The sequence below is a fragment of the Thiorhodococcus fuscus genome (assembly GCF_042682685.1).
GTDB lineage: Bacteria > Pseudomonadota > Gammaproteobacteria > Chromatiales > Chromatiaceae > Imhoffiella > Imhoffiella fuscus.
In genome coordinates this window covers 29,651-54,543 of sequence record NZ_JBHUHX010000016.1, presented here as the reverse complement: position 1 = coordinate 54,543, position 24,893 = coordinate 29,651, and the positions used below count along the sequence as shown (strand labels likewise).

The window sequence follows — 24,893 nt, the reverse complement described above, 5'->3', positions numbered from 1 at the left end:
TCAACCGGACCCGGAGAAATCCGGCTTCGCGCCCCCAGTCCCGCCCTGGCCTTGGTGCGCGCGGAGTTCGGCCGCGCGTAATGCCTCGCGAACCACGGCGCGTAGCGTCCCACCGTGCCAGGGCTTGCTCAGATACTTGAAGACGGCACCGCGATTCAGGGCCTTGGTCAGGGTCTGGAAGTCGTTGTAGCCGGAGGTCATGATGCAGACGAGATTTGGATAGAGCGCGCTCGCCCGCCCCAACAATTCGGCGCCGTCCATCCTCGGCATCAACGCATCGACGATCATGACCTCGACCGGGTGCAGTGCCAACTGTTCCAATGCCTCCAGACCGTCATGGGCCGTGCAGACCCGGTAGCCGTCGAGATCGAGCAGCCGCTTGGCAGTGGCGAGGACGAGCGGGTCGTCGTCGACCACGAGCAGCGTCCGCCTGACACTCGCGTTGAGGTCCGAGGCAATATCCAGCCGGCAGGCCGAGCCCAACAGCCGAGCGAACTCCTCGGCAGGCAAGGGACGACTGAAATAGAACCCCTGCATCTCATCGCAATCGCGAGAACGAAGAAAACGGACCTGGGCCTCGGTCTCGACGCCCTCGGCGAGCGCCACCAAGTTCAGATTGTGGGCCAACGAAACGACGGTCGTCACGATGGCCGCACTGCTGGGGTCGTGCACGATGTCGTTCACGAAGGAGCGGTCGATCTTGAGCCGGTCGATCTCGAATCGGCGCAGATAGCTGAGCGAAGAGAAACCCGTGCCGAAATCGTCGATGGAAAGCGCGACGGACAGATCCTTCAGCCGTTTGGTCGCCTTGATGAATGCATTGATGTCCAACATCACCGCGCTCTCGGTCAGCTCCAGTTCCAGAAAATGCGGATCGAGCCCGGTTTCGCGCAGGATGCCTTCGGTCAGATCCACCAGATCGCAGGAGGCGAACTGACGCGCCGATAGGTTCACCGCGACGCTGACCGGCGGAAGTCCGGCCTCTTGCCAGGCGCGGTTCTGCAAACAGGCTTGGCGCAGCACCCACTCGCCCAGCGGCACGATCAGACCGGACTCCTCGGCGAGCGGAATGAAGTGACCGGGCATGATCCAGCCGCGCGTCGGATGCGGCCAGCGCACCAACGCCTCGGCACCGATGATGTGCCCCCCGCGCAGATCGACCTGAGGCTGGTAATAGAGCTCCAGAGCGCCATGCTCGATCGCCTGACGCAACTCGTTCTCGAGATCCAAGCGCTCAAGCGCACGCGCGTTCATCTCCCGCGCGTAATAGCGGAACTGCTGGCCACCCTCGCGCTTCGCACGAATCAAGGCCGCCGTAGCATTGCTGAACAGCGCCTCGACCGTCTCGCCATCCTTGGGAAACACGGCGATGCCGATGCTCAGGGACAGCACCACTTCCCGCCCGCCGATGGAGAAGGGTACAAGCGACGCGGACAGAATCGACTGGGCGAAGCGGCTGATCCCTTCCGGCTCTCGACCCTCGACGACGATGACGAACTCATCGCCCTCGACCCTGGCCAGGGTATCTCCGCCCCCCAGCAACCCGAGCAGGCGCTCCGCCATTGCCCGAATCGCCCCGTCTCCCGCGTCCCGCCCGAGACTCTCGTTGACGCTCTTGAATCGATCCAGATTCAAGGCGACCACCATGAGCGGCGTGCTGGATTCGAGGCTGCGGCGAATCGCGCGCTCAAGCCGGTCGGACAACAGATTTCGATTGGGCAGGCCGGTCAGATCGTCGAAGTTGGACTTGCGCTCGAGCTGCTCCAAATAGCGGTTGCGCTCGCTCACGTCGCGCCAGCTCAGGACCGCACCCAACAGTTGGCCACCTTCGATGACGGGCATCAAGGTGCATTCGACCGGGATGCTGGAACCATCCCTGCGGCAGAAGCGCTCCTCATGTCCGCTCAGCGTCTGCCCCGACCGAACAGCCATGAGCAGCAGACAATCCTCCGAGTGAGGAAGGTCCGAGCACCCCTCGTCAGGACAGAGAATTCCGGTGAGCCGAGATCCGAGCAGCTCCTCCCTGGGATAGTCCAGCAACCTGGACGCTGCGCCGTTGATGAAGTTCACGACACCGTCTCGATCGAGTCCGAGTATCCCCTCGCCGACCGAGCTGAGGATCAGCTCCAACCGATGATTGAGACGGTTTTCGAGACGTTCGCTGGCCACCTGAACGGCCTGAATCTCGCCGACCCGGCGCTCGACCTCGGATTCGAGGAAGTCGTTCTTGTCGCGCAGCCAGTCGCGAACACGCTTGAGCTCCAACTGCGTCTTCACCCGCGCCAGCACCACAGGCGCCGCGATCGGCTTGGCGATATAGTCGGCGGCCCCCGACTCCAATCCGCGCGTCTCCTCGTCGATGCTGTCAATGGCGGTGACGAAGATCACCGGTAGATCGCGGGTTCGCGGATCGGCCCGCAGACGTGCCAGCACCTCATGCCCATCCATGCCGGGCATCATGATGTCCAGCAGGATCAGGTCCGGTTTCGGTTCCTGAACCGCGTATTCAAGCGCGGCCAGACCTGAGTTCGCGGCCCTGACGTCGTAACCGGCACCGCGCAGCAATTCACCGATCACGAGCAGATTCGCCGGGAGGTCGTCGACAATCAGAATCGTTGCGGACATATGCGACCGTTCATCCCCTTCAAGTTCCTAATGCGCGTTCTGCGCCGGAACCCGCAATTGACCCAACAGGTTCGTGACCAAAGAGGACCATGCCATGGACCCCGAGCGCAAGAGGAGCGTCATGAAAGTGCCCAGCCCGGTCTTGCGAATGTGAATCCGATCGAGATTCTTCGCCGTAGCGGGACCGACTGCGCGTAAGATCTACGGCGACCCGTTCGACGCGCCTCCTCATCCTCAATTATCGATTTCATTGGATCTGCATCCTCGTCCCATGAGCTGGATCACGCTCTCGCTGGTGTGCGCGCTGAGCCTGGCGAGCGCCGACGCGGCGACCAAGGCCTGGCTGCAAGGATTCTCGGCACTGGAACTGCTGGTCGTGCGTTTTTGCGTTCCAGCCCTGCTGATGACTCCGCTCCTCGTGCATCTACCGCCGCTCGGCGAGCTGCCGCTGGCCTTCTGGGGTTGGATCGGCCTGCTCATCCCGCTCGAACTCACCGCGATGCTGCTGTATATGGCGGCCATCCGCGATCATCCATTGTCCAGGACGCTACCCTATCTGGCCTTTTCCCCGGTGTTCGTGATGGGCTTCGCCTGGTTCGCGCTGGGCGAGCGAATCTCCTGGCGGGGCGCATTCGGCGTACTGCTGGTGGTCGCGGGCGCCTGGTTGCTCAACAGCGGCCATGCGAGGCGGCGCGACTGGCGCAGTTGGGCCACTCCGCTGACGGCCATCGCCAGCGACCCCGGACCGCGCATGATGCTCGGGGTCGCGGCGATCTATGGTGTGACGGCCACCCTGGGAAAGGGAGCCATGCACTACCTCGGACCAGAAGCGTTCGGAGCCTTCTACTACGGACTGCTGGGCCTCAGCGTCTTCGCCCTCGTGCTGCTGCCCCGCCCGGCCATGCTGCACAAACTGGCGCGCAAACCCATTCCCATCCTCGTCATCGGCGGCCTGCTCGGGGTGATGGTCTACACCCATTTCCTCGCCATCCAAAAGGTCGAGGTCGCCTACATGATTGCCCTCAAACGCACCAGCCTCCTGTTTGGAATCCTTTACGGCGGACTCTTGTTCCGTGAGCCGAACCTCGCGGCACGCCTTCCCGCCGGGGCGCTTATGGTCGCCGGGGTCGTCATGATCCTGATCTGAAACCACCGCATAGACACGCGAACTGCGGTTCAGGCTCCGGGCAACCGGGTCAGTCTAGACGACTCTCGCGCATCCATGCCAAGCACCCGCCGCACCTCGGCCAGAATCTCTGGAAACGGCGGCGGGCGACTGGTATCGATCACGACCGAATGCATCCGCTCGCTCGGGGTGAGCGGCTGACGTCCGGCGTGCTGACGCTCCAGCACGGACACATTGGCCTCGGAGGCATCGTCGCTGGCGGCCAGGCGGCGCATCACCCGCTGCCGCAGAATCTCCAGCGGCGCGTCCAAGGCCAGAATCGCGAACCCGGCCCCATGCCGACGCGCCAGCTCGATGAAGCGTCGGCGTCGGCTCCGCGACAGAAAGGTGGCGTCCACCAAGACATCGTAGCCGCTCTCCAGAATGCCTGCGGCGAGCCGGCACAACCGATCGTAGGTCCAATCGGTCGCGCTCGGGAAATAGATTCCAGAATCCGGGCCGCTCGCGGTGCGGGCGTTCTCACGCAGTCCGAAAAGACGCTTGCGCTCGATATCCGAGCGCAGATGGATGAATGGCAACGCCTCGCGCAGCCGGCTGGCGATGCAGCTCTTCCCCGAGCCTGAAAGACCGCATAGGATCAACAGGTGCGGCTGTCTCGGCACGGTATAGGACTCGGCGAACCGCAGATAATGGGTACAGTCGCACCGCACCCGGGCCGCCTCGTCGGGCTCCAGATCGCTCTGATCGAGTCGAATCGCAAGCACCTTGGCCCGAACCATGGCGCGATAGACCTTGTAGAAATCGAGCAGCGCCAGCAGACCATAGTCGCCGCTGCGCTCAAGATAGCGATTGAGGAAGAGACAGGCGCAACCGCCCTCCCCCGCCTGCTCCAGGTCCATGACCAGGAAGGCGACCTCGCTGGCGGTATCGATCCAGCGCAGAGTGGGATTGAACTCGATCGCATCGAAGATATGGATGACGTCTCCGACCAGCGCGATATTGCCGCGATGCATATCGCCATGGCACTCGCGCACGAAGCCCTGCCGTAATCGACGCTCGATCAAGGGGGTCAGTTGGCGATGGCGCTCCTGGATCCACGCCTCCAGGCGGTCGAGCCGCGACAGATTCTCCGGCAAGGACGCGCGCGAACGCACGGCCCGAACATTCTCCAACATGGGCTCCAGCACCGCATCCGGGGTCCCGAAGCCGCTCTCGGGACCCGCCGAGTGGACGGCCGCGTGGAAGTCGGCGACACGCTCGCCGAGTCGAAGCATCAAGGACCCGGAAAGCGGCTGACGGTCGAGCAGGGACGCCTGCGGAAAGCGGTGCATCTTGACTGCGTATTCCAGCACCGGACCCTCGGCCTCGACACAGGGGGCATCCGGCGTGCCGGAAATCGGCACGACAGCGATATAGAGGTCGTCGGCGAGGCGCCGATTGAGGCGTAATTCCTCTTCGCAGCAGTAGCGTCGGCGCTCCAGGGTGGAGAAATCCAGGAAGCCCAGATCGATCGGCTTCTTGAGCTTGTAGGCGAAATCGCCCGCGAGCATCAGATGAGAGATGTGGGTCTCGATATGTTCGACCGTCGCCACCCGACCGGGATAGGACTCCGGTCGCATCAAGCCTGCGATCAAACGCGCAAAGTCGTCGTTATCCATATGAACGGCCACCCGCCGCAACCCGATGGATGAAGCCCCGAGTCGTCCATGACGCCAGGCGCGCCCGAGGAAGGATCATCCGTCCCGCAAGGACACCGTTGGACGCGGCAAACCGGGCTGGGTAAGATCCCGCCCCGATCTACCGGCCTGGATTCCCGAACAAACCCCAGGACTCCCGGCAACCTGAACAATCCACCTCACAGAACAAGTCTAGAGAATTCCATGTCGATCGAACGCATCGTTTTCGCCGTCGCGGGCGCCTTCATCCTCATCTCTGTCGCCCTCGCACACTTCGTCAGCCCCTACTGGCTCTGGTTCACCGCCTTCGTCGGGGCCAATCTGTTCCAGTCCGCCTTCACAGGATTCTGCCCACTGGCCCTGATCCTCAAGAAACTCGGCAAGGAGAGCGGCCCGGCCTTCTAAGCCGCGCCCAGACAGATCGCAGGTCGAGGGCAGGTTCGAACGGACAGCCCCTCGACCGCGATCAGCACACCTATTCGATAGGCTGTGCCCAGAGATCGTGATCGCCCGAGTCGGTGATCTCGACCTCGATGAAATCACCCGGCTCGATCTCCCAGGCCCCCGGAATGATGACCTCGCCGTCGATCTCGGGCGCATCCGCATAGCTGCGCGCGATGATGGCGTCCTCCTCCACCTCGTCGACCAGCACGGTCAGACGCTGCCCGATCCGGGCGGCCAGCTTCTCGCGACTGATCTCGGCCTGGACCTCCATGAAGCGCTCCTGACGCTCCTGTTTGAGCGACTCGGGCACCGGATCGGCGAGTCCGTTGGCATCCGCCCCCTCGACCGGCGAATAGGTGAAGCAGCCCACGCGATCCAGCCGGGCCTCGCGCAGGAAATCGAGCAACCCCTCGAACTCGGCCTCCGTTTCGCCCGGAAAGCCGACGATGAAGGTGCTGCGCAGGATCAGATCGGGGCAGATGGCGCGCCAACGCGCCAGACGCTCCAGGACCTTCTCGGTCGCTGCCGGTCGGCGCATGGACCGCAGTACACGCTCATCGCCGTGCTGCAGCGGCATGTCGAGATAGGGCAGGATCAGCCCCTCGGCCATCAGCGGGATGAGCTCGTCCACATGCGGATAGGGATAGACGTAATGCATCCGAATCCAGGCGGGCAACTCGCCGAGCGCGCGCGCGAGTTCGGTGACATGGGTCCGGTAAGGGCGATTGCGCCAGAAATCCGGACGGTGACGCAGATCGACCCCATAGGCGCTGGTGTCCTGGGAGATGACCAGGAGTTCGCGCACCCCGGATTCCACCAACCGGTGTGCCTCGTCGAGCACCTCGCCGATCCTGCGGCTGACCAGATCCCCGCGTAGGCTCGGGATGATGCAGAAGCTGCAGCGGTGATTGCAGCCCTCCGAGATCTTGAGATAGGCGTAATGCCGGGGCGTCAGCCGGACGCCTTGCGACGGCACCAGGCTGGTGAAGGGATGATGGGGCGCCGGAAGATGCGCATGCACGGCGGTCATGACCTCGTCCAGCGCATGCGGACCCGTGACGGCCAGGACCTCGGGATGCGTCTCCCGGACCATCTCGGCGCGTGCGCCCAGACAGCCGGTGACGATCACGCGGCCATTCTCGTCCATCGCCTCGGCGATGGCGCCCAGCGACTCCTCGACCGCCGCATCGATGAACCCACAGGTGTTGACGATTACCAGATCGGCATCGCGATAATCCGGCCGGATGTCGTAACCCTCGGCGCGCAACTGGGTCAGGATGCGCTCGGAATCGACGGTCGCCTTGGGACAACCGAGACTGATGAAACCGATGTTCGGAGCCTGTGCCCCGGCTTCAGCCGAGCCTGGAGACGTCACGCCGTTGAATGAAGAACTGGACAAGAGAGAATCGCCCTCGAATGTCAGGGATTGAAAGTAACGCAATGGACCGGGTACGCCGTCGCGCGCCACACCCTCGCAGCCAATGGAGAGACCGGCACACGCCTAAAAGGAACGCGTGCGTTGATCGCGTCGCGGAATTGGGTAAGGATACGTAGGATCGCGACGGTCGGCTTCCTTACACATAGAAAGAAGAATGCCCCATCAGAGGCTCACCGCAGAGACTTCACGACGGACGGACCAGGTATGAAAAACTGCACGCTCTGTAAGTACAGCAAGATCTGCAACGACCTGCCAGGGATCTGCATTCTACTCCCTTACCTCGCCATCGCGGTGGTCACCCTCTCGCTCGGTTATCTGTTCGTCACCCAAGAACTCATCTAGCCCGAGATTGGCTAAAATACGGCGCCCGCCCCAATATCCGATCGCTTCATGGATCAAACCTGTCACTCCACCGGCACACGCATCGCTCCGGGATGCGAGGTACGGCTGCACCTGGAGATCCGTTTCGAGAACGGCTTCGAGGCGCTATCCACCTTCGGAGAAGACCCCATCCGCTGCCGCATCGGCGACGGCTCCTTCACGCCGGCCTTCGAGGCACTCATCCAAGGGCTCGCCAAGGGCACGGAGACTCGGATCACGGCCGACGGATCCGAACTCTTCGGCGTCTACGAGGAGCGCAATCTGCACTGGGTCGACAGCGCCGATTTCCCAACCGACCAACCCCCGGTCGCAGGCCAGCTGGTCGCCTTCACGACCCCGGGCGGAGAGGACACCAGCGGTATCATCATCGCCCAGCAGGATCAGCAGGTCCTCGTCGATTTCAATCACCCGTTCTCGGGCCGGCGTCTGCTGATTCGGATCCAGGTGCTCGATATCGACGGACAATGCGCCTGATCCCACCGCTCATCGGAGACCCACGAAACCAATGGATCGCCATTAACCGCATAAATCTCCATTTATTTCATCCGTTCAGCTTCGCCTATCCTCACCCATCATGAATATTCTGCTCGCCAACCCGCGCGGCTTCTGCGCCGGGGTCGATCGCGCCATCGCAATCGTCGAACGTGTCCTGGATCTCTATGGATCTCCCATCTATGTCCGCCACGAAGTGGTGCACAACCGCTTCGTCGTCGAGGGACTGAGACAGCGCGGCGCCATCTTCATCGAGGATCTCGACGAGGTTCCGGACGGCGCCACGCTCGTGTTCAGCGCGCACGGGGTTCCGCAAGCGGTCCGTCAGGCGGCGCAGGCGCGCGACCTGAAGGTCTTCGACGCAACCTGCCCGCTGGTGACCAAGGTCCATCTTGAGGTCGCGCGTTACTGTCAGAACGGCATCAGCGTGATCCTGATCGGCCATCGCGGCCATCCCGAGGTCGAGGGCACGCTCGGACAGTGCACTGGCGATGGCGGCACGATCCAGCTGGTGGAAGGCGTCGAGGACATCGCCAGCCTGGAGATTCCCGATCCGGAGCGCGTCGCCTATGTCACCCAGACCACGCTCTCCATGGACGACAGCCGCGACATCATCGACGCGTTGCGCGCGCGTTTCCCGGCCATTCAAGGCCCCAAGAAGAGCGATATCTGCTACGCCACCCAGAACCGTCAGGACGCGGTGCGGGATCTCGCCAAACGCTGCGACCTGCTGCTGGTGGTCGGCTCGCCCAACAGCTCCAACTCCAACCGACTGCGCGAGTTGGCGGAGAAACAGGGCTGTAGCGCCTATCTGATCGACGGGCCCGAGGATATCTCGCGCGAATGGCTGAACGCCTCATCCCGGATTGGAGTGACGGCTGGGGCCTCCGCGCCCGCGATCCTGGTGGAACGCGTCACCGGCTGTCTGCGCGACTGGGGCGCCACCGAAATCGAAGAGCAGGACGGAATCCGCGAGCAGGTGGTCTTCGCCCTCCCACGCGAATTGACGGACAACCAACCCACCGGTTGATCTTGGAAACATATCCGGGAAAAGCTCGATCGCGACATGAACCTGAGGACCAAACCCATGAGTGATGTGCTTGTCATCGGGGGCGGCATCATCGGCCTGCTGACCGCCCGCGAACTCGCCGACGCGGGGGCGCAGGTTACGCTGATCGAAATGGGCCAGACCGGCCGAGAATCCTCCTGGGCCGGTGGCGGCATCCTGTCGCCGCTCTACCCCTGGCGCTACGCCGACGCGGTCTCCGAGTTGGTGAGCTGGAGCCAGGAGGCCTATCCTAGACTGGCCACGGCGCTCTACGACGAAACCGGAATCGATCCGGAATTCACCGTCAACGGCCTGCTCATGCTGGACGCGCTCGATGACGAGCTGGCACTTGCCATGGACTGGGGGGCACGCTATGGCGTGCACATGGAAACCATCCTGGGCGCGAAACTGCACGAGCGCGAGCCCCAACTGGAGCTGAGACAGGATCCGGCCCTGCTGCTCCCGGATATCGCCCAGATCCGCGCGCCCCGGCTCGCCAAGGCCGTGCGTCAGTCTCTGGAGCGACGCATCCAGATCCGCGAGCGCGAAGAGGTGCTGGAACTCCTCGTCGAGAATGGCAAAGCCACCGGGGTACGCACCCCGAAGGGCAAGATCCTCGCCCAACAGACCGTCATCTGCGCGGGAGCCTGGACCGCCAAACTGCTGGAACAACTCGGCAACGCCCCCGAGATCCATCCAGTGCGCGGTCAGATGCTGCTCTTCTTCGGCCACCCGGGCCAGATCAATCACATCACGCTCCAACGCGAGCACTATGTCATCCCACGTCGGGACGGACGCGTCCTCTTCGGCAGCACGTTGGAGCATGCTGGCTTCGCCAAGAGCACCACCGCCGAGGCCAAGGAAGCGCTCTACCGCGCAGCCGTCGAGCTCTTCCCCGTCCTCAAACGCACCCCGATCGAAGACCACTGGTCGGGCCTGCGTCCGGGATCGCCCAGCGGCATCCCCTATATCGGCGACTACCCAGGCGTGGAAGGGCTCTACTTCAACGCCGGACACTACCGCAACGGCTTGGTTGCCGCCCCCGCCTCCGCGCGCCTGCTCGCGGATCTTTTGCTTCAGCGCCCGCCGATCCTGGCGCCGGATCCCTATGCACTGGACGCCGCTCGTGGTTGAGAAAGGATTGACCGAACGGACGTCCCAAATATCGGGTCGTCCCAAATATCGGGTCATTGAAAAATCGCGTCATAACGCCCTTGATCCGCGTTAACGCTTCGATTAAAGTACCGCGCTCGGTGCCGATGTAGCTCAGTTGGTAGAGCAACGCATTCGTAATGCGTGGGTCAGCGGTTCAAATCCGCTCATCGGCTCCATTATTCAAAGACTTTGATTCGCTTGTGTGCGAGCCAAGTCGACTCTCAGAATCCTCCCGCCGCGTCACCTGCGCGCGTCGTCACACCAAGTCCCAGCTTCACTACCGCCTAACGGACGCATAGGCGCCGCCCTCGGTCGCCGATCTGCTCCGGAATCTCCGTCTTCCATTGCCCGACCTGCACCGATCGCACGCCATGTTCCCGGCCGATCATTTCGTTGACAGCGCTCACGCTGCGGATGGCTTCCAACGCGATCTTGGCTTTGAGCGCACCATAGTGGACAGGTGCGAAAGCATCGCGCCCAATGCCGACCCGGCCAGCGTCGGCGACGCACCGTTGCGCGCTCTCGCAAGTCACCCTTGCAGATAGCTCCCCAAGTCGGCCGCGCCGATCGGCCGGCTCTTCCAGTAACCCTGGAAGCAGTCGCAGCCGCAAGATTCAACGCAGTCCGCCTGAGCCTGGGTCTCGACACACTGGCCCACGACCTGGATCCCAAGATTGCGCCCCATGGTCGCAATCGCGCTGACCAGTTGCTGGTCGACCGGACTCTCGGGCAGATCGCGAATGAAGACAGAGTCGACCTTCAGGACGTCGATCGGCAGATGCCTGAAATGACTCAAGGCAGCGCTGCCCACGCCGAAATGATCGATGGCAATCGAGACGCCCATCGCACGCAAACGCTTGATCAGATCGAAACCACCGTGCTTGGCCCCGGTCATGATTTCTTCGGTGAATTCGAGACAGAGACGCTCGGGCGGCAGCTGAGTTCGCTCAAGGATGCGCCCGAGCGTGTCGAAAAATCCCGAGTCGTTCAGATGGACGAGCGAGAGATTCACGGAGACGAACGGTGCATCCTCCAACCTCGGCCATGCCATCGCCTCCATGCAGGCCTGTTCCAGGACCCAATTTCCGATGGCCACGATGGCCCCCGTCTCTTCCGCGAGCGGAATGAATTCACCCGGCAGACAGATCCCAAGCGTCGGATGTTTCCAGCGCGGCAACGCCTCGATCCCAACGGGAGCCCGCGCACCGAAACGATGAATGGGCTGGTACTCCAAGATGAGCTCGCATCGTTCCAAGGCCAGACCCAAACCATCCTCCAGACTGGCGTGCCTCAAGGCCCTGGAGTTCATGTCCGGACTGAAACGCATAAATCCGTTGCGACCTTCGGCCTTGACTCGATACATGGCGACATCGGCGCAGGACAGCAAACGCTCACCGCTGAGCCCATCATCCGGATAGAGGGCGATACCGACACTGGCCGTGACATGATGAAGATGACCATCCACGCGAAAGGGAGCAGATAAATACTCGACGACCTTGCGCGCGATGCACTCCGAAATCTCGGGAGAGGATTGCATCGGAAGCAGAATCATGAACTCGTCGCCGCCTAGACGAGCCACCGTGTCCCCGGCACGACAGCAAGCGCGCAGTCGCTCGGCCGCCTCGCACAGCAGCGCATCGCCAGCCGAATGGCCCCGCGTGTCATTGACCTGCTTGAACTGATCCAGGTCCACGAACAGCAACGCGACCCTGGCATTGGCACGCCGCGCCTGGGCGATCGCCTGCCTGAGTCGATCATTGGCCAACGCCCGGTTAGGCAGTCCGGTGAGCGGATCGTTGAGCGCCAACTGATGCAGCCGATGCTCGGCGACGCTCAGTTGCTCCACCTGATGCGCCAGGACCAGATTCTTGAGCGCGGCATTCGAAAGCCGCCCGGCAATCAGCGACAGCGCCCTGACAATGCGCTCGAACCGATCGGGCGACATCCGAGTCACCTGGTCGAGCGCGGCCTTGTATTCGGTCACATCCACTCCGATCGTCTCGGCGTAATGCGCCGCCTCGTCCATGTCGGCGGATCCGCAGATCACCTGCCCGATCAACCAGGTTCCGACGTGCCTCTGCCCCAGCATGATGCGACAGCCAGCATCCGTCAGCCCGCCGCTCAGACATTGCCAAATGATCGGTCCCTCGCCATTGGCGGCACCAATCAGCGCGTCGGAGTGCATGCAGTTGGCAAGACCGATATCGGACTTACGAATAAGGTCAGCGCATAACCGACAGAAATTGCTCGGCCGCGTAAAGGGCCGACCATCGGGGTAGGTAATGATCGAGGCTACGTCGGTCGCTGCCGCGAAGGCATCCTGAAATTGCTGCGCCTCCTCCCGATCCAAGATGTCATCAAGACTGAGATCATCGGGAAGCAATTCCAGCGAAGACTCGGCAATCGCCCGCAGGTCGACGGACCAACCCTGTAATATCTGGGTTTCCCTGATTATCGACGTCTTCTCCATACCGAGACTCACTCCCTTGTCATGATGTCCAACAACTGCGAATCGCGGGCTCAACACTAAAACGAACCGCTCCGCGAATCACACACCGAGATCGGCCAAGCCGAAAGTCGAAGCCGCGCCTTTGCCGTCACGGCAGACTGGGCGCATGATACTTTGGAGCGAAAGGCGCGACGCGACACGCCGACCGACGGCCGCGCCTCGTGTCGCCTCCCTTCACGCGTCGCAAACCAATCGCACGGAGTCTCAGCCGCGATGAGCCGCCCCCTCTCTCAGCGCATCCTGATCCTGACGCCGCTCGCAATGACACTCACCATCGGAGCAGGTTGCTCCGGTTTGAAACCGACCCCCATGATTCCGACCTATCCGGCCCCGGTCGGTGGTTCCGACGGAATATCCTGGGAACTGGATATCAAATGCCGAGGTCAGGCCTATCGTCTGGCCGAGCAAACCAGACGCTCGAACATCAACCGCGAGGTGGGATATACGCTGATCGGCATTGCGGCCGGGGTCGCCATCGGCAGCGCGTTGTCCTACGACGTGGAGCCGCGCTACCCGCCGGGTCGCCGATCTCACTGGCATCATGGAGGCTACCCCTATCACGGTTACCGCCGCGATTACCGAGGAGCGGGTGCCGTCGCTGGAGCAACGACCGGCGCCGTGCTGAGCCAGAGCGCCATGCGAGATCCACAGCGAGTTTACGATATCGTCTACGAGAATTGCATCCGTAACAACTGGGGTTATGGTCAATGACACAACCGGAATACAGTGAGGTCTCCTGAGCGACTTCCCGGATGTCAATGCACCGCCGCCCGCCGAACGCGCGATCCAAACCTGTAAACTGTCCGTCCCCTCGCACTCTCGACGCCCGTGACGCCATGACAGACAACCCGAATCCAATGCACAAAAACCCGACAGCGAACGACCCATTCGCCGACGCACAGAGCCACTTCATTCAACTTGGCGGCTTCCAACTCCATTACAAGCGGCTCGGATCCGGTCCACGGCTCATCCTGCTACTGCACGGCAGCTTTCTAAATCTCAGGTCCTGGCGGCACATCATCGCCCCCTTGGCCGAAACGGCGACCCTGGTCGCCTTCGACCGTCCAGTCTGCGGCCGCACCTCCCGCCCGCTTCCAAACGGCAAGGGACCTTCGCCCTACGCAGCCGAATCGCAGGCCGATCTGGTCGCGGATCTGATCGCTGCGCTCGGTTTCGAAAAGGCCATCCTCATCGGTCACTCGACCGGAGGAACCGTGTCGGTCCTGACCGCGCTGCGCCACCCGGAACGGGTCGAGGGATTGGTGCTGGTCGGTGCCATGATCTTCAGCGGCTATGCGACGAGCGAGGTCCCCGGACCGGTACTGGTGGGCATGCGCGCGCTCAAACCACTGTTCTGGCGCTTCATGCGCTTTCTCATCGGCCGACTCTACGACCCGGCCCTGAGAAAGTTCTGGCACGGTCCAGAAGGCTTCCCCGAGGCGGATCTCGCCGCCTATCGGGCCGACTTCATGCAAGGCCCCTGGGGACAGGCCTTCTTCGAGCTTTTCCTCGCCAGCCATCGGCTCGACCTCGACCCGCGACTGCCGGAAATTACGATTCCGACACTCGTCGTCACTGGAGACCACGATCGGGCCGTCCAACCGGACGAGAGCCGGCGGCTTGCCAACCGACTGCCGCAGGCGGAGCTGGTCGTCATCCCCGAATGCGGCCATATGCCCCACGAGGAGACCCCCGAGGCATTCCTGGAGGCACTGACGCCCTATCTACGGCGCCTTGGCGTCACGGGCTGAGCCCGGCCAGTCTCCTCACGACTCGGGCCGCGCACCTCGGCCGGGGCGGCTATGCCGAAGGTGCGCGCACCGGAACCTTGCCCGTGGCGACCACGACCCGCTGACGGCCGTGCCGCGTTCGAACCAAATGGAGTCCCGGTGGCGGCTCGCACGCACCGCCGAAACTCCACACCGATCCCCGGCCGAGCGCGGGTGTCCATGGCACCGCTTGTGGTATCCTTCGCGCCCTCCCGTGCACCGAACCCTTGGGAAATGATCCCGCCTCGCCAAGGCACGCGCCTTTCGCGACGGACTCTCGGGGCAGGAACGCTACAGGCCTTCATCGACAGGCCGCTCGACGACCATCCCAACCGACCCGCCCCCGGCCGCGACGCCACGTCCCCAGCGCGGGGTCCGAGGTCGCGCCTGGCTGTCGATCGAATGCATAAGAACCGACGAGGAAGCTGCGCATCATGCATCACCCATTGCTGAAACCCACGCTCGCCCTGGTGGTAGGCGGATCGCTCCTGACCGGAGTCCTCTTCGCCGAGGAGCCCGTCATCACTGCCGACGATCCGCGCCCCATCGCGGAACAGACGCCACCATCCGCGCCACAGTGGGTGCGCGTCGAGCGCCGCAACCTCGGCGGCAACGCCACGGTCGGCGGAACCATCGTACCCCTGGAGGAGATCACCTTCACCGCCCAGATGCCGGGCGGCGTCGATCTCATCGCCGGCAACGAGGGCGACTTCTTCAAAAAGGGCGCGGTGCTCGCCGCGCTCGACCCGGCCGGACTGCGTGCCCAGCGCCAGGCCGCCATCGCCGCCATCGCCAACGCCCAGGCCGCCTATCGCAACGCCGAGGTTCAGTTCCAGCGCGAGCGAGAGGATCCGACGCCGCGCCAGGGCAACATGATGAGCCAGATGATGCCCATGCCCTTCTTCGGCGGAGATCGCGAAACCGGCGTCGCGCGCAGCGCCACGCTGCACCAGTACGGCACCCAGATCGAGCAGGCCCAGGGCGCGCTGGTCGCTGCCCAAGCCCAGCTGCGCGAGATCGACGCCAAGCTCGCGGACACCAAGAGCACCGCCCCCTTCGACGGCTACATCACCCACAAGCACGTCAATGCCGGCGACACCGTCCAGCCCGGCCAGCCGCTCCTGAGCTTCGCCAACATGAACCAGTTGCAGCTCCAAGCCGATGTGCCGACCCGTCTCTCGGCGCCGCTGCAGCCCGGCTTCATCACCCGCGTCAAGCTCGACGACCCCAAACAGACCGTGGTCGCGGCCCGCGTCGCCCAGGTCTTTCCCATGGCCGACCCCACCCGCCACACGGTTCGGGTCAAGCTCGACCTGCAGGAAGGCGCCCCGGCCAAGGCCGGCATGTACGCCGAACTGCTGATCCCGCAGCCCGATAGCGCTCGGGACTCGGCCCCGGTGATCCCGACGACGGCCCTGATCTACCGTGGCGGATTGCCGATGGTCTACGTTCTCGACGCCAACGACCAGCCACGCCTGCACCTGCTGCGTCTCGGCGAGCAATACGGCGATACCGTCACCGTCCTGACCGGTCTCAAGGGCGGAGAGCGCCTCCTGCTCGACCCCGCCAAGATCCAGCAAGACTGACGCAACACGGATCGCCGAGCCAGCGCTGACGCACCGCCCGCGAGCGTGGATAGACCGCGCGGAGGGCGGAACGCAACCGACCTGCCGGCCGGCGTCCGCGCCCACCGACACCTGATTCAGAGACATCCCATGTCCGATACCATCGCCACGCCGTCCGGACACGGACGCAAGCTCGGCCTGGCCGGTCTAACCGCCAGGGCCTTCATCCATTCGCCCCTGTCGCCGCTGCTCTTCTTCGCCATGCTCGGCATGGGCATCCTCGGCCTGCTCTCGACGCCGCGCCAGGAAGACCCGCAGATCTCGGTCCCCATGATCGACGTCTTCGTCCAATATCCGGGCGCCTCGACCGAGCAGGTCGGAAGCCTCGCCGTCGAGCCGCTGGAGCGGCTGCTCTCCGAGATCCCGGGCGTCGATCACGTCTACTCGGCGAGCGAGCGCGAGCAGGGCATCATCACCGTCCAGTTCGATGTCGGCGAGCAGATGGGTCCCTCGCTGGTCAAGGTTCACGACAAGCTCCAGGCCAACCAGCAAGTGATGCCGCCCGGCGCCCTGACCCCGGTCGTGCGTCCCAAGGGCATCGACGACGTCCCTGCGGTCACCCTGACCCTCTGGTCCGACGAGATCGACGACGCCGCGCTGCGCGCGCTCGGGGCCAAGCTGCTCCAGAGCCTGTCGCAGATCCCCAACGTCGGTCAGGGCTTCGTGGTCGGCGGGCGTCACGAGCAGATCCGGGTCGAGGTCGAGCCCCAGCGTCTGGCCGGATTCGGAGTGACCCTGGATCACATCGCCAACACCATCCGCACCGCCAACGCCGAGCGCCGTACCGGCGACGCCGAGTCCAACGAGCAGCATCTGACCGTCTACACCGGATCCTTCCTGCAGAGCGCCTCCGACGTCGAGCGTCTGATGCTCGGCACCTACAAGGACTCGCCGGTCTATGTGCGCGATGTCGCCAAGGTCAGTCTGGAGCCCGAGGAGTACAGCAAGCAGGTCAACTACTTCACCGGCCCCAGCTATCCGGGAGACGCCAAGGCCGACGGCATGCCGGCCGTGACCGTCGCCCTGGCCAAGAAGGAGGGCAGCAACGGCGTGACCGTGGCCGACGCCATCCTGGAGAAGGTGGAACACCTGAAGGGACAGCTGATCCCGGACAACGTCCACGTCGAGGTCACCCGCGACTACGGCAAGACCGCCAACGACAAGGTCAACGAGCTCATCTTCAAGCTCTTCGTCGCCACCGGCGCCGTGACCCTGCTGGTGCTGCTGGCGCTCGGGGTCAAGCCGGCGATCGTGGTCACCCTGGTCATCCCGGTGGTGCTGCTGATGACGGTCTTTCTGGCCTGGATCCTGGGCTACACCATCGACAGGGTCAGTCTTTTCGCGCTCATCTTCTCGATCGGCATCCTGGTCGACGACGCCATCGTGGTGATCGAGAACATCTACCGGCGCTGGCTGATGCAGGGCGAGACGGATACGGACACTGCCGTCGCCGCCGTGGCCGAGGTCGGCAACCCGACCATCATCGCCACGCTCACGGTGGTCGCGGCCCTGCTGCCGATGGGCTTCGTCTCCGGTCTGATGGGGCCGTACATGGAACCCATCCCGGCGCTGGGTTCGGTCGCCATGGTCTTCTCGCTGTTCGCCGCCTTCGCCTTCACCCCCTGGCTGGCGATGCGCATCAAGCCGAGCCTGTCGGCGCTGAAGAAGGCCGAGGCCCGCGAACACAAGACCAGCGAGACGCTGGAGCGTTTCTTCCGTGGCCTGCTGCTACCGCTGATCGAGCGCAAGCCGTTGGGCTATGGCTTCCTCCTGGCCCTGATCGGTGCCTTCTTCCTCTCCTGCGGGCTCTTCTACGCCAAGGCGGTCGCCTTCAAGATGATGCCCTACGACAACAAGCCCGAGTTCGGCGTGGTGCTGAACATGCCCGAGGGCACGGCGCTGGGCAAAACCGCCAACACCGCCCGTATGATCGCCGAGAAAGTGCGCGAGATCCCCGAGGTGGTCGCCATCCAGACCTATGCCGGCACCGCCAAGCCGTTCGACTTCAACGGCATGGTGCGTCACTACTATCTGCGCCAGAAACCCTGGCAGGGCGAGATCCAGGTCCAGCTCACCGACAAGCACGAACGCGATCGCTCCAGCCACGAGATCGCGCTCCAGGCCCGCGAGTTGCTGACCCCATTGGCACGCGAGGCCGGCGCCCGCATCACCGTGGTCGAGATGCCGCCGGGGCCACCGGTGCTGCAGTCAGTCGTCGCCGAGATCTACGGCCCGGACGCCGCCACCCGGCGTCAGGTCGCCGCCGACATGACCCGCATCTTCGAGCAGGTCGACAGCCTGGCCGACGTCGACAACTACATGCAGGAGCCCTTCGAGATGCTGCGCTTCGAGGTCGACACCGAGAAGGCGGTGCGTCTCGGCATCTCGGTGGACACCGTCATCCGCAATCTCGACATGGCGCTCGGCGGCTTCAAGGTCGGCGACGTCAAGCGCGGCAGCCTGCTCGAGCCGACCTTCATCACCATCGAGGTGCCGCTGGCGATCCGCGCCAACCTGACCCGTCTGGCCGACCTGCCGATCCCGGCCGGAAACGGTTACACGGTACCGCTCACCGAGCTCGGCGCCTTCGTCAAGACGCCCCAGGATCCGATCGTCTATCACAAGGATCTGCGTCCGCTCGAATACGTGGTCGGCGATGCCGTCGGCAAGCTGGGCGCCCCGCTCTATCCCATGATGGAGGTCGAGGATCTGCTCGCCGACTACGAGACGCCGGACGGCGTCACACTATCGGGCACCCTGTTCAGCGGCGCGCCGCCGGACAACGGGCAGTCCGGATTCGAGTGGGGCGGCGAGTGGACCGTCACCTACGAGACCTTCCGCGACATGGGACTGGCCTTCGGCGTAGCCCTGGTGCTCATCTACATGCTGGTGGTCGCCGAGTTCGGCAACCTGGTCACGCCCGGCGTCATCATGGCCCCGATCCCCCTGACCCTGCTCGGCATCGTGCCCGGCCACTGGCTGCTCGGCGCCGACTTCACCGCCACCTCCATGATCGGCTTCATCGCCCTGGCCGGCATCATCGTGCGCAACTCCATCCTGCTGGTGGATTTCTCCATCGAGGAGATCGCGCGCGGACAAAGCGTCACCGAAGCCGTCATCAACGCCTGCAAGGCGCGCACCCGCCCCATCCTCATCACGGCGCTGGCCCTGGTGGCCGGATCGAGCGTCATCCTCACCGACCCCATCTTCCAGGGCATGGCCATCTCGCTGCTGTTCGGCGTCCTGGTCTCAACGCTCCTGACCCTGGTGGTCATTCCATTGGGATGCGTCAGCGCGGGCAAATACCTGACACGGAGCAAGACCGCGTAACGACCGCCCGCATCCCACGCAGGCCCCGGGTCGCCACGCCCGGGCAGTACCTGTCGTAGGATGAGGCGAGGAACGAACCGCATCGCTTGCCACAGATGCGGTTCGCACGCTCAATCGAGGATCATGCCTTGTTATCGAGACAACTCAGCTTCGACCTTCAAGGCGATGGGGGCTTCCCCGCCTCAAACAGGGTCACAGATGCGGTCGAGCAACTGTCGATCGCGACGGACAGAGCGTCGCGGGGCGCGGTATTCACACGCCGCGAGGTCGTGGATTTCATTCTCGACCTGACCGGCTATACGCCGGAGAACCGGATCCATCGAAAACGCCTTCTGGAACCCTCCTTCGGCGGCGGCGATTTCCTGCTGCCCAGCGTGGAAAGACTCTTGGCTTCCTGGCGTGCGGCAGAGCATGGAGGCGCCGCGCTCGATGCCTTGGGAGACGCCGTTCGCGCGGTCGAACTACATCGCGAAACCTACCATGCGACCCGCTCGGCGCTTCGCGAGTTGCTACGCCACGAGGGACTGGACAGTGAGACAGCCACCGCGCTCACGGATCGCTGGTTGATTCAGGGCGACTTTCTGCTGACCCCGCTTCCCGGTCATTTCGACTTCGTGGTCGGCAACCCGCCGTATGTACGCCAGGAGCAGATCCCCGCCCCCCTTTTGATCGAGTATCGGAATCGCTACCAGACACTGTACGACCGGGCCGATCTGTATGTCCCCTTCATCGAGCGATCGTTGTCGTTACTCGCGCCCCAAGGCAACCTAAGCTTCATCTGCGCCGACCGCTGGATGAAGAATCGCTATGGCGGACCGCTGCGCCGCCTCGTGGCCGAGCGCTTCCACCTGAAGATCCATGTCGACATGGTCGACACCCCGGCCTTTCATTCCGAGGTCATCGCCTATCCAGCGATCACCGTCATCGGTCGGGAGGCGCCGGGGACGACCCGCATCGCTCATCGCCCGGCCATCGACCGAGACGCCTTGCACGCTCTGGCGCAGCTCTTACGGGCACCCAATCTGCCGGAAGACACCGGCTCAGTGCGCGAATTGTCGAACATCATGAAGGATGCCGAGCCCTGGCTCTTGGAGACGTCGGACCAGATGGCCGTGATCCGCCGCTTGGAAGGCGCATTCCCCTGCCTGGAAGAGGTGGGGTGCAAGGTGGGTATCGGCGTGGCGACCGGAGCCGACAAGGCATTCATCGGCGATTTCGAGCGACTTGATGTCGAGCCCGACCGCAAGCTCCCGCTGGTCACGACCAAGGACATCGTCTCGGGCCAGGTACAATGGCAAGGCCTGGGGGTCATCAACCCCTTCACGGAGACGGGTGGACTCGTCGATCTGCGCGACTATCCGCGATTGCGTCGCTATCTGGAGGCACGCAAAGAGGTGATCGCCAATCGCCATTGCGCGAAAAAGGCGCCGAGCAACTGGTACCGAACTATCGACCGCATCACTCCGTCGTTAGCCGCCAGACCGAAACTCCTGATACCGGACATCAAGGGCGAAGCCCACATCGTCTTCGAGCCGGGCGAACGCTATCCGCATCACAATCTCTATTACGTCGTCTCGGACGACTGGGAGCTGCGCGCCCTGCAAGCCGTGCTGCTCTCCTCCGTCACCCGGCTTTTCATCGCGACCTACTCGACCCAGATGCGCGGCGGCTTCCTGCGTTTTCAGGCGCAGTACCTGCGCCGAATCCGACTGCCGCGCTGGAACGAAGTCCCCCCAGCCTTGAGGGAAGCACTCGCGAACGCCGCCATCGGACACGATCTGGACGCCTGCAACAGAGCCTGTTTCGATCTTTACGGATTGACCCAAGAGGAACGGGCCGCGCTTGGAGGCGATGGAAACTGAGCAATCGCCCACCGACAGCTTCCCGTCCTGCTCCCGTCGCGGGTGCCGCTGAACGGCATGGCGGGCGCAGGCACGCCAGCGTCCGGGTCGCAGCCCCGATTCAGGGCATCGTCAGCCCCATGGACGGTTAGGCGGTCTCCAGCCTTTGCCGGAAGGAAAAGACGCAGGTCTCGCCCTGCGATGCGTTCCGGCACTCGTGCCCGATGAAGAGTGGCGCGAGGTCATAGGTGTCGAGCAGTCCGGCGATCGTTCCCTTGAGGAAGTCGCAGGTTTCTTCCCGATGTCCCTTGCCCTTCAGGTCGATCCGGTTGTCGCCGATCAGCAGCGCATCGCCGTCCAATCGTAGCGTCGTCATCGGAGACAGGGCGGGGATCAGCAGGTCCGTCATCGCATCGGAGAGCTTGGTCGGAGCCTTGTCGGGCTTGACCTGCTTAGCCAGATAACCGCCGAACCCCCGACCCAGTTCGAGCGCGCGCTCACGGCGGCTTTCCGGTGGGATGGCGGTCAAGATCTCGTTGAATCGACCGTCGAGCCTCGGATAACGGCTGAGCAGGGAGAAGATCAGCATCCGGTCGCGGATGGCCGCGTCGCCGGATTCGGGGACGAACTCCGGCTGCGTCTTCTGCTTGGTCTTGATCGATGTCTCGGCACTGGGCTGAACCTTCGCAGGCGCCAGATCGCCGGTCTGGGCCAAAGAAAGTACCCCCTGGATCTCCGAAATCTGGCGCCAGATATCCTCATCGGAGACCTGGGCGCCCATGACCTCAAGCACCATGAACCGATCGCCATTCGGGCTTTCCTTGAACCCCCGTTTGGTGGTCAGGATGCCGATCTGCTTGAGGCGTTGCACGGTCCGCAGCTGGATACCGGCCGCAGACGAGATGCGAAAGACGAGTTCGCGCTTCAAGATCGTGTCCTCCATTTTTCTTGTTTTTTCTCGGTACTGAACGACGCGCACTTCAGGTCGGCCCCGTCCATTTCGTGAACGAGGCCCAGCATCCGAAGACTTGATTCGGCAGCACGGCTCGGCGTCGTCAGCCCGGTAACCTATCGCACCAAGTTGCTCTCAGGCGAGCGCGAAAAAGAGACCAATGCACGCCGTTCTCGGCTGGGGTATGGGACGTCTACACAGAACAGATGAACCGGCGCAGGTCCGGAAACCGCCTTTCGCATGATCCTATAAGCCAACGCCTTCTGGGGATATTACAAGTCTATCGTGAGGAAAAATGTGTACTGGATTCAAGAATACTGGACGAAATCGTTGGTGCCTGGACGCACACGCCACCCGATCGACCCCGATGCAGACGAGGTCCGGAGGACGCTCTGGCGAAAGCCGTGCAACAACCTGCCCATGCCGACTCAACGTCACCCCCAATTTCGCGATGCGGGATAAAAGACAAGCGCAAGCTGTGACCCCAGGCACGTATCGCCCAAACTCCGGCGTTTATCATCTTGAATAGCGGATCCGATGAACCATTCGATCGCGAGCTGCAACCACCAATGAAACGATTCGGTACGCACCAGACATGACCGCCCGACCGCACAAGCGCGACCTCTCGGTCAATGCGTCTGGCTGACGGTAGCGGACAAGATTCGAACAAACCCGAGCTGGATATAAACAGACCCATGGGGTCATCAAGAGTCTCTTCACGCCGCATCAGGGCAATCCTGCTCGGCCTGCCGATCGCGCTCCTTTCCCTGCAACTCATCTCGACGATCGCATGGAAGGACATCGCGCAACACCTGTCGACGCACGTTTCGGCCCAGCCCTCCTCGACACACCCAGTCGAACCCGCCGGCATCCAAGACCAAGCACCACCGATGGTCGCCAACCAGGACCCGCTCTGGGAAGCACTGGCCATCTTCGCTCTGGTATTGGCGGTCACACTCTACTGGAACCGCCGCTTGCGACACGAGGTCGCCAGACGCCGCAGCGCCGAGCGGACCCTAGCCCAAAGCGAGCGACGCTATCGCGAGATGGTCGAGTCCGCTGGCAGCACGGATTTCCATTTCTACTCCATCACGCCCGACGGCCGACTGGAGTACGCGAGCCCGAGCTCGTTCGCGTTCTTCGGGATCCCTGCCAAGGAGATGATCGGCCGACATTGGAGGGACATCGCCGCCTGGTCCGAATCGGCCATCGAGCAGTTCGAGTCCGCCATAAAGACCTGCCTGGCCGGAGAGGTTCCACCGCCGGTCACACTGGAGTTCTTCAGCGAGGGCATGCGCCAGCAACTCATCAGCCATCCGCGACCGGTCAAGGACGATCAGGGGCGCACGGTCCGCGTCGAAGGAATCGAGGTCAACCTCACCCCAAGGCTGCGACTGGAGGAGCATCTGTTCGCCGCCATCGCGGCGGTGCGGAAAGCCGACAGCGCCAAGAGCGCCTTCCTGGCCAACATGAGCCACGAGATCCGTACTCCGATGAACGCCATCATCGGCATGCTCCATCTCTGTCTCGAATCCCCCATGACCGAGGAACAGCGCGACTATCTGGACGCGGCACGCCGAGCATCGGAATCGCTACTGCATCAGCTCAACGCCATTCTGGATCTCTCCAAGGCCGAGGCCGGCGGACTGGCACTGGAGATAAACCCCTTTTCCATCGAGGAACCGATCGAGAATCTGGCCGCGCTCGTGACCCAGCGCAGCCCGGATCCCAAGGTGAGCTTCCAGGTCCGGATCGCGCCGGAGGTTCCCAGGATGCTGATCGGAGACGCGCTGCGGCTGGGACAAGTGCTGACCAACCTGATCGACAACGCCTTCAAATTCACCGAGCGCGGCGAGGTTAGCCTATCCGTGCGCCAACTGGAGAGGCACGGCCGGCGGACCCGCCTCGAATTCACCGTGACGGATACCGGAATCGGTATCGCCAAATCCCAGATCAGACATCTGTTCGCGCCCTTCCGCCAAGCCGACAGCTCCATCACGCGCCGCTACGGTGGAACCGGTCTCGGGCTCTCGATCAGCCGACGCCTGGTCGAGCTGATGGGCGGAACCATCGGCGTCACGACCGAGGAGGGCGTCGGCAGCACATTCAGATTCGACATCTGGGTGGATGCGCTCGCAGATTCCACCGAATGCCCGAGCGAAACCGCAACCTCAGCCCATAGCGTCACTGGGACGCACAAAGAACGCTCCAGCAATCCGAGAGGATCGACGACCGAGGATCCCCGCAAGACGGAAACCACCGCCCCCGCGCTCGCAGATCTGCTCGACGCGTTGCGCCAGCGCGCGGCCAGACGCGACCCCACAACCGAGGATCTGCTGGCCGAGCACCGCAACATCCTCGCCGAGACGCTGTCGCCCGAGTGCTTCGCCGCCCTATCCCACCAGATCACGCAATACCGCTTCGCCGACGCCTCGGCGACGCTCGACGCGCTATTGCTCACGCGAGACATGTAGGACATCGA

At 63.4% G+C, this 24,893-nt stretch carries 17 protein-coding genes and 1 tRNA gene; 13 read left to right on the top strand and 5 right to left on the bottom strand.

All coding sequences use genetic code 11. The features are described 5' to 3' along the window. On the bottom strand, nt 1–2,625 hold the full coding sequence (locus ACFSJC_RS07800; RefSeq protein WP_386025423.1) for an EAL domain-containing protein: 2,625 nt from the start codon (nt 2,623–2,625) through the stop codon (nt 1–3). Between the two features lie 271 nt (nt 2,626–2,896). On the opposite strand from ACFSJC_RS07800, the gene ACFSJC_RS07795 reads away from it, so the two are divergent. After that, entirely contained in the window at nt 2,897–3,772 is an 876-nt protein-coding gene (locus ACFSJC_RS07795; RefSeq protein ID WP_386025422.1) for an EamA family transporter, read from the top strand. A gap of 29 nt (nt 3,773–3,801) precedes the next feature. Here the strand turns inward: ACFSJC_RS07795 and ACFSJC_RS07790 are convergent, their stop codons facing one another. After that, on the bottom strand, nt 3,802–5,409 hold the full coding sequence (locus ACFSJC_RS07790; RefSeq protein WP_386025420.1) for a bifunctional aminoglycoside phosphotransferase/ATP-binding protein: 1,608 nt from the start codon (nt 5,407–5,409) through the stop codon (nt 3,802–3,804). A 222-nt stretch (nt 5,410–5,631) separates the two neighbouring features. Here ACFSJC_RS07790 and ACFSJC_RS07785 point away from each other — a divergent pair, with 222 nt between their 5' ends. Beyond that, nucleotides 5,632–5,832: a YgaP family membrane protein gene (locus tag ACFSJC_RS07785; RefSeq protein WP_007041686.1), complete on the top strand. Its 201-nt coding sequence runs from the start codon at nt 5,632–5,634 to the stop codon at nt 5,830–5,832. Between the two features lie 70 nt (nt 5,833–5,902). Here the strand turns inward: ACFSJC_RS07785 and rimO are convergent, their stop codons facing one another. Next, nucleotides 5,903–7,246, bottom strand: coding sequence for a 30S ribosomal protein S12 methylthiotransferase RimO (rimO, locus tag ACFSJC_RS07780; protein WP_386025925.1), 1,344 nt, complete (start codon nt 7,244–7,246; stop codon nt 5,903–5,905). Between the two features lie 267 nt (nt 7,247–7,513). Between rimO and ACFSJC_RS07775 the strand changes: the two genes are divergently transcribed. The 5 genes from ACFSJC_RS07775 (at nt 7,514) to ACFSJC_RS07755 (ending at nt 10,561) form a co-directional block, all read left to right on the top strand. Further along, entirely contained in the window at nt 7,514–7,651 is a 138-nt protein-coding gene (locus ACFSJC_RS07775; RefSeq protein WP_007041688.1) for a hypothetical protein, read from the top strand. Nucleotides 7,652–7,699: 48 nt separating this feature from the next. Continuing rightward, nucleotides 7,700–8,164 (top strand): FKBP-type peptidyl-prolyl cis-trans isomerase, encoded by a 465-nt coding sequence (locus ACFSJC_RS07770; RefSeq protein WP_386025418.1) that lies wholly within the window; start codon nt 7,700–7,702, stop codon nt 8,162–8,164. Nucleotides 8,165–8,264: 100 nt separating this feature from the next. Then, the gene (gene ispH, locus ACFSJC_RS07765; RefSeq protein WP_386025416.1) at nt 8,265–9,212 is read left to right on the top strand and encodes a 4-hydroxy-3-methylbut-2-enyl diphosphate reductase; all 948 of its coding nucleotides are present in this window, start codon (nt 8,265–8,267) and stop codon (nt 9,210–9,212) included. Nucleotides 9,213–9,248: 36 nt separating this feature from the next. Beyond that, entirely contained in the window at nt 9,249–10,364 is a 1,116-nt protein-coding gene (gene thiO / locus ACFSJC_RS07760; protein ID WP_386025415.1) for a glycine oxidase ThiO, read from the top strand. Between the two features lie 121 nt (nt 10,365–10,485). Beyond that, nucleotides 10,486–10,561, top strand: a tRNA-Thr gene (locus ACFSJC_RS07755). 353 nt (nt 10,562–10,914) lie between these two features. Here ACFSJC_RS07755 and ACFSJC_RS07750 read toward each other — a convergent pair. Next, complete coding sequence (locus ACFSJC_RS07750) at nt 10,915–12,855, bottom strand: EAL domain-containing protein (RefSeq protein ID WP_386025413.1); 1,941 nt, start codon at nt 12,853–12,855, stop codon at nt 10,915–10,917. 252 nt (nt 12,856–13,107) lie between these two features. Between ACFSJC_RS07750 and ACFSJC_RS07745 the strand changes: the two genes are divergently transcribed. The 5 genes from ACFSJC_RS07745 to ACFSJC_RS07725 all read left to right on the top strand — a co-directional run bounded on the left by ACFSJC_RS07745 (nt 13,108) and on the right by ACFSJC_RS07725 (nt 21,480). After that, complete coding sequence (locus ACFSJC_RS07745; protein WP_386025411.1) at nt 13,108–13,605, top strand: hypothetical protein; 498 nt, start codon at nt 13,108–13,110, stop codon at nt 13,603–13,605. Between the two features lie 125 nt (nt 13,606–13,730). After that, nucleotides 13,731–14,645 (top strand): alpha/beta hydrolase, encoded by a 915-nt coding sequence (locus ACFSJC_RS07740; protein ID WP_386025409.1) that lies wholly within the window; start codon nt 13,731–13,733, stop codon nt 14,643–14,645. Between the two features lie 452 nt (nt 14,646–15,097). Continuing rightward, nucleotides 15,098–16,249 carry an efflux RND transporter periplasmic adaptor subunit gene (locus tag ACFSJC_RS07735; RefSeq protein ID WP_386025408.1) on the top strand — a complete coding sequence of 384 codons (1,152 nt, stop codon included), beginning with the start codon at nt 15,098–15,100 and terminating at the stop codon, nt 16,247–16,249. A gap of 129 nt (nt 16,250–16,378) precedes the next feature. After that, complete coding sequence (locus ACFSJC_RS07730) at nt 16,379–19,618, top strand: efflux RND transporter permease subunit (RefSeq protein WP_386025406.1); 3,240 nt, start codon at nt 16,379–16,381, stop codon at nt 19,616–19,618. Nucleotides 19,619–19,887: 269 nt separating this feature from the next. After that, nucleotides 19,888–21,480 carry an Eco57I restriction-modification methylase domain-containing protein gene (locus tag ACFSJC_RS07725; RefSeq protein ID WP_386025404.1) on the top strand — a complete coding sequence of 531 codons (1,593 nt, stop codon included), beginning with the start codon at nt 19,888–19,890 and terminating at the stop codon, nt 21,478–21,480. 127 nt (nt 21,481–21,607) lie between these two features. Here ACFSJC_RS07725 and ACFSJC_RS07720 read toward each other — a convergent pair whose 3' ends face one another. Beyond that, the gene (locus ACFSJC_RS07720) at nt 21,608–22,387 is read right to left on the bottom strand and encodes a hypothetical protein (RefSeq protein WP_386025402.1); all 780 of its coding nucleotides are present in this window, start codon (nt 22,385–22,387) and stop codon (nt 21,608–21,610) included. Nucleotides 22,388–23,106: 719 nt separating this feature from the next. Between ACFSJC_RS07720 and ACFSJC_RS07715 the strand changes: the two genes are divergently transcribed. Continuing rightward, the gene (locus tag ACFSJC_RS07715; protein WP_386025400.1) at nt 23,107–24,885 is read left to right on the top strand and encodes an ATP-binding protein; all 1,779 of its coding nucleotides are present in this window, start codon (nt 23,107–23,109) and stop codon (nt 24,883–24,885) included. The last annotated feature ends 8 nt before the right edge of the window (nt 24,886–24,893 follow it).

Bases quoted from the DNA above. Each gene is read 5' to 3' on its own strand.
- ACFSJC_RS07800 (WP_386025423.1), bottom strand. From the start codon at position 2,625: ATGTCCGCAACGATTCTGATTGTCGACGACCTCCCGGCGAATCTGCTC.
- ACFSJC_RS07795 (WP_386025422.1), top strand. From the start codon at position 2,897: ATGAGCTGGATCACGCTCTCGCTGGTGTGCGCGCTGAGCCTGGCGAGC.
- ACFSJC_RS07790 (WP_386025420.1), bottom strand. From the start codon at position 5,409: ATGGATAACGACGACTTTGCGCGTTTGATCGCAGGCTTGATGCGACCG.
- ACFSJC_RS07785 (WP_007041686.1), top strand. From the start codon at position 5,632: ATGTCGATCGAACGCATCGTTTTCGCCGTCGCGGGCGCCTTCATCCTC.
- ACFSJC_RS07775 (WP_007041688.1), top strand. From the start codon at position 7,514: ATGAAAAACTGCACGCTCTGTAAGTACAGCAAGATCTGCAACGACCTG.
- ACFSJC_RS07770 (WP_386025418.1), top strand. From the start codon at position 7,700: ATGGATCAAACCTGTCACTCCACCGGCACACGCATCGCTCCGGGATGC.
- ispH (WP_386025416.1), top strand. From the start codon at position 8,265: ATGAATATTCTGCTCGCCAACCCGCGCGGCTTCTGCGCCGGGGTCGAT.
- thiO (WP_386025415.1), top strand. From the start codon at position 9,249: ATGAACCTGAGGACCAAACCCATGAGTGATGTGCTTGTCATCGGGGGC.
- ACFSJC_RS07750 (WP_386025413.1), bottom strand. From the start codon at position 12,855: ATGGAGAAGACGTCGATAATCAGGGAAACCCAGATATTACAGGGTTGG.
- ACFSJC_RS07745 (WP_386025411.1), top strand. From the start codon at position 13,108: ATGAGCCGCCCCCTCTCTCAGCGCATCCTGATCCTGACGCCGCTCGCA.
- ACFSJC_RS07740 (WP_386025409.1), top strand. From the start codon at position 13,731: ATGACAGACAACCCGAATCCAATGCACAAAAACCCGACAGCGAACGAC.
- ACFSJC_RS07735 (WP_386025408.1), top strand. From the start codon at position 15,098: ATGCATCACCCATTGCTGAAACCCACGCTCGCCCTGGTGGTAGGCGGA.
- ACFSJC_RS07730 (WP_386025406.1), top strand. From the start codon at position 16,379: ATGTCCGATACCATCGCCACGCCGTCCGGACACGGACGCAAGCTCGGC.
- ACFSJC_RS07715 (WP_386025400.1), top strand. From the start codon at position 23,107: ATGGGGTCATCAAGAGTCTCTTCACGCCGCATCAGGGCAATCCTGCTC.